The sequence below is a fragment of the Streptomyces sp. NPDC001027 genome (genome assembly GCF_040299045.1).
In the GTDB taxonomy this organism is placed as follows: domain Bacteria; phylum Actinomycetota; class Actinomycetes; order Streptomycetales; family Streptomycetaceae; genus Streptomyces.
This window is the reverse complement of record NZ_JBEPBI010000383.1, coordinates 1-5,152: the sequence shown is the minus strand read 5'-3', so window position 1 is coordinate 5,152 and position 5,152 is coordinate 1. Positions and strand designations below refer to the sequence as shown.

Here is a 5,152-nt window from a genome sequence, read left to right as displayed (position 1 = left end):
ATTCGAACCGGACAGGAGCTATCGGCCCGAACCATGGCGAAATGCGAGATCAGCCTCGACGTGACTGCGGACGCAAACTACCTGTTTCGCCTGTATGCCGCGAATTCCGGCAGGAGTGAACCTCCATGAAGCGTCACATAAGTGACGCAAAAGTCCTCTCAAGGAGCAAGAACGCATCAGCGGCGAAACGAAGCACTCCAGGCCAGTTGGCTGCCCTGCAGCACGACCACCGTCCTGATGAGCATTTAGCAGGCTCTCGGTGTCCCGGCTGCGTTCACCGCGCCAGCAGCCGAACCAGCCGCGACGGTACCTGCTCCACCCAAGAAGACATCGGGCGCCCAAACAGACGAAAGACAGGAAGACGGGAACCGTGGCTCGGAAGCGGACTGGACTGGCAACATGAGCGCCGTCAAGGCCACGACCGCAGCATCGTCCACCTCGCCCACGCTCGTGCGCGAACACCTAGCAGGCCAGAGTGAGCCCCGGCTCTGCCGCCGAATCGCCACCGCGCTGGGACAACAGCAGCCGGAGCTCAACGACAAGACAAGCGTCGTTCGCACGACACTGACGGCCTCGTGGCCAGGAATCAGGCTCAGCGCAGCAGGCAGGGCAAGTCCGTCTTCTACACCGCCCCTGACACAGCCGCGCTGGCATCCGTCGAAGAGATCCCACAGCAGTCCGACTGACCATGCCTGCAGCCGCTCTGCGTGGGCCTTCGCCGGCACTTCGCAGGCGCGCAACAGGAAGGCCACCAACTGCTCGCGGGAGCTTTAGAACTGCGCTGACGGGCGATGATCTGCTGGGCGGCGCTGCAGGAGCGTGTGGTTCCAGCGGCTCTGGCCCGGCGCTCCATCTCTCCACTCAAGGCCCCCTCCCCGCGGGCCACACCCCCTGCTCTCCTGGATCGGCCTCAAACGCACATGCCGCTCGGGCAGGTACTGGCTTCGGCGTGACCGTCGAGGCGGCGTGCAGGCACGTACGGTCGCAGGACGTGGCCTGCACGTGCGCTTGGGGCTGGCCACGTTGGCGTCGGAACGACCGGTGAACCCGGAAGAAACACGGCAGTTGATGCCGCAGAGCGGGCGCAGGCCGAAGACCGCGTTTACCAAGGCCGAGGATCCCTGGCCGAACATGTGCGAGCGATGCGTGCGGACATCGATCCGATTTACGACAGTGTCGCCTGCAAGTCGAGAAGGTTCGGTGGCACGCACGCTGCACGGAGTGTACGGACCCTGTGTGGGCGAAGAAGGTCTGGCTGGACGAGGCGGAACCGGTGAAGACGCTGCGTCGAGGCAGTTCAGGTTTGCGGATTTGGGGTGGTGCTGCCGGGCAGCGTCCAGAGGGCCTTGCCATCGCGTCCATCTATGATGTCCTTGGCCAGGGCGGGCAGGAGGGTGTCGGCCTCACTCTATTCGCGGTTGATGCCGGAGATGTCAACGAGGGCTCGGCCGACCGATGGGGCGGTACTCAGCGAAGAACTCGGCGTGCCGTCCGGGTCAACACAGCCCATCCTCGAAGGGGTGCGACCTTTTCCGTCCCGCTGTCGGCAGCCGCCCAGCGTGAAGTCGTCCTGCAGCCCAGAGACCATGTCGGGGGAGGTAGCTGCGGATGCACCAGTCGTAGCTCCCGTCCAGATCGCTGCAGATCACGGTGACTCGGTGGAGAACAGCCTCTTGCCGTCGAATCGGGTGCCCGACGGCCACACCGCTCGAAGACCAGGATTGCTGTCGACAAGACGCTCCCGCTGGTGTGACCGACGACGGGCGAGCGGGCGGGCGGTTGGCGGCCGTTCACTGCCAGCGATGTCCGCCAGACTGAGCGGCCTGTCGGCGGGCGGATGGGCTGGGGTCGTGCGCCGACTGGCAAGGAGCGCTGCCGTGCCCTCGCCAGCGGTGCGTCACGTTCCTACGACGGGTGTCAGGTGAGGGTCCATTTCTGGTTGTTCTGGCCGTTGCACGTCCACAGGGTCAGCTTGGTGCCGTTGGCAGTCGCCGCGCTCGAGGCATCCAGGCACAGCCCGGAGAGGTTGTTGGTGACGGTGCCGTTCGCATTGACGGTCCACTTCTGGTTGGTGCCGCCGTTGCAGTCCCAGATGATCACTTTGGTGCTGTTGCTGGTGCCGTTGTTGTCGGCGTCTAGGCACTTGTTACCGTAGACCACCAGCTCGCCGCGCGGCGTCTGCTGAAGGGTCTGGTTGCGGCCCCCGGAGCAGTCCCACAACTGCGCCTGGGTGGCGTTGACATAGGTGTTCTTCTCGACATCCACACAACGGCCCGAGGCGGAGCCGACGAGGGCGGTGCCGTTGGTGCCGGGGATGCCCTGGACGCGAAGTGCGTCGACGTCGGGTGCGGTGCCTCCGGAGACCGCCTCAAGCTTCACCGTGTTCGCGCCCTTGGCCAGGTGCGCGAGTACGGACACGGTCCGGTAGGTGGTAGCCGAGCCAGTCGGCGGGAAGGAAACGACGTACGAGTACTGGCCGTTGACCTTGATGGTCGCCTTGCGGGCGGTGCTGCCACCGTTCGCATAGCTGATATCGACGAGTTTCGTGCCCGCTGCGGAGGTGGTGACGCCCGTGAACGCCGGGGTGGTAGCGGTGGTGTCCTCGTACGTCGTGCCGGAGGCCTCGGTGCCGGAAACGGTCAGCAGGACCGCGTCGTTGGCCGGTACGGAGGTGGTGTAGCCGGTGGCGAAAGGCCCGACGTCGGTGCGGGTCCAGGCATTGCTTACCGTCGCGGATGCTGAGGTCAGGCCTAGGTCGGCCCAGCGGACGGTGATGTTCGCGGCCGAGCCGGTGCGGTTCAACAGCATCACCGCACGCTTGCCGGTACCGGAGAGCACCTTGCCGTACACCTGCAAATTCCGGGTGTCCTCGGCGACCTTGACGCCCTGCAGACCGCGCGGGTCCTGGTTGACGGCGAGGACCTCGGGGTTGGTGAGGATGTCCCGGGTCTCCGCGCTCATCGTGGCCACGTTGTTGCCGGCCAGCAGCGGGGCGCCGGCGATCGACCACAGGCTCATGTGCAGCCGGTTGCGGGCGGCGGTCATCCCATTCAGGCCGACCATCAGCATGTCGGGGTCGTTGACGTAGCCGGTGTGGTGGGCGGCGGGTTGCAGAGCCTCGTCGAAGTTGCGGTACATCTTCGCCAGGCCCGGAGTCTCCTGGTACAGGAGTACGTCGTGGCTGGTGCGCCACAGATCGCCGTGGCCGGTGGCCCAGTTCCACGGCAGTCCGGTGCCCCACTCGCAGAACGACAGCACCAACTTGCGGCCGGTGACTGCCGAGGCGGCCTCGTTTGCGGCGGCGATCTGCTTGTACTGGGTCTCCTGGTCCAGGCCCTCGACCCGCCCGCCGCACCAGTCGATCTTGACGTAGTCGAAGCCCCAGCGCTGGAAGGTCTCCAGGTCCTGCTGGTAGTGGCCCTCCATACCGGTGTCGGGCGCCGCGGGGCGGGTGGTGGGGTAGTAGTAGCCGCAGCCCTGCTTGCCGGCGTCGGTGTAGATGCCCGCCTTCAGGCCCTTGCTGTGGATGTAGTCGGCGATCGCCTGCATACCGCCGGGCCACAGGTTTTCGTCGACGACGATGTTGCCGCTCGTGTCGCGGGCGCCCTGCCACCAGCCGTCGTCGAGATTGACGTACTTGTAGCCGGCGGCGGCCATCCCGGAGGAGACCAGGGCGTCAGCCTGCTGCTTGATGACGTTGTGGTCGATGCTGCTGAAGAAGCTGTTCCAGGACGCCCAGCCCATCGGCGGCGGTGTGACACCTATCTGACTTGTACTCACGGCGGCCGGTTCGGCGGACAGGGGCACAGACGGCTCCTGCCGGTTGAGGCCCGCCAGACCGGCGACGGCGAGTCCGGCAGCGAGGACCTGGGCGGTAATGCGCCTGGTCCATCTTCGTGCAGTGGAGTGGGGGGTCATGAGGCTCTCCAGGAGGAGGGGAAAGAGAAAGGAACGTCGACCGCGCGACGAACCTGGTCGGCAGGTGTGCGCCGCCGAACACGCGCGTGACGGCGACTGCTTGCAAGTCAACTCTTGGCTTACCTGGTCAACTCGGCAGTCACGACCAGCGGAGGAATCACAGGGGCCGCCCCAGGCGACCGCCGACCTGACGGCCAGGAGCCCGGCCGGTGAAGTGCGTCCATCCACTTCCAAGAGGAGACAAGATTTACTCAAACGCGAGGCGCCCATTTTGCGATTCATCAGGGACACAGATGCGCAACCAATTCGGTTTGAGATATCGAACACGATTCGACGGGTCAGTCAGAAGGTAGAGGTGAGGCAACGTCAGGTCAATGGTCCTCCTGCTTCTGATTGGATCTCTGGTGACTGTGGCGCCGAGCGGCCACCGAGGAGCTAGAACCAACTCGCAGGCTCCGGAGGGCCAGGTCGGCCGTTCCGGCCACCTAACGAATTGGTGTGTGGTATCGGGTGAGATGTGTTTGGCCTGGTCGCCGCCTGCTCTCCGATGCTGATCGTGCGGTCGGAGACGAGACCGGCGATGGCGCGGTAGGTGTCGGGCAGCCGGTGGGTGAAGCGCATCAGTTACTGCCAGCGTTTGTGATCTGCCAGAGCATGTTCGACCGTGATGCGGTCGGACGAGTGCCCATGACGGTCACCTTCCCACTGCCCGACCCGACCCGGCAGTGCTCCAGGTCGCGACTTTCTCGGCGAGGTGACGGCCTGGCCGGGGTAGTCGCGGCTCAGGCCGAGGTAGCCGTCGTCCAGGAGGACCTCCACCTCGGGAAAGTGCTGGAAGCAGATTGCGATGCCTTCGTTGCGGGCGGCTGTGGCGTCATGCATGCGGCCAGGTCGCAGGGCATCGGTCCATAACGTGCGGCCGCGCCAGTCAACGATCACAGTGGCCTTCATGGTGTTCTGCTTCTTCTTGCCGGGGACGAACGCGCGCCGGCCCGGCCACCACGTCCGGCCGGTGGCCGGCGGACGGAACAACACCCCAAACTTCATGGTGAGTTGGGCACAGATCTCGTCCGGGATGCGCATACCACATCAACGAGCCATGGGACGGGAAGCAACACCTTGATGATCTGCAAGCCCTTAGAAGGCTTCCGCTTTCCGAACATGATCGTGTGGTTCGACGTTGGTGGGCATGAACTCCACCTGTGGGCGGAAGAGATGGGGCGGTTCGTCTGCT

At 65.2% G+C, this 5,152-nt stretch carries 1 protein-coding gene and 1 pseudogene; both read right to left on the bottom strand.

Annotation, left to right across the window (positions count from 1 at the left end):
- Window positions 1-1,917: 1,917 nt before the first annotated feature.
- Window positions 1,918-3,918 (bottom strand): ricin-type beta-trefoil lectin domain protein, encoded by a 2,001-nt coding sequence (locus tag ABT300_RS41120; RefSeq protein ID WP_351687444.1) that lies wholly within the window; start codon window positions 3,916-3,918, stop codon window positions 1,918-1,920.
- Window positions 3,919-4,464: 546 nt separating this feature from the next.
- Window positions 4,465-4,943, bottom strand: a pseudogene (locus ABT300_RS41115) (transposase family protein); the annotation flags it as partial.
- Window positions 4,944-5,152 lie beyond the last annotated feature (209 nt).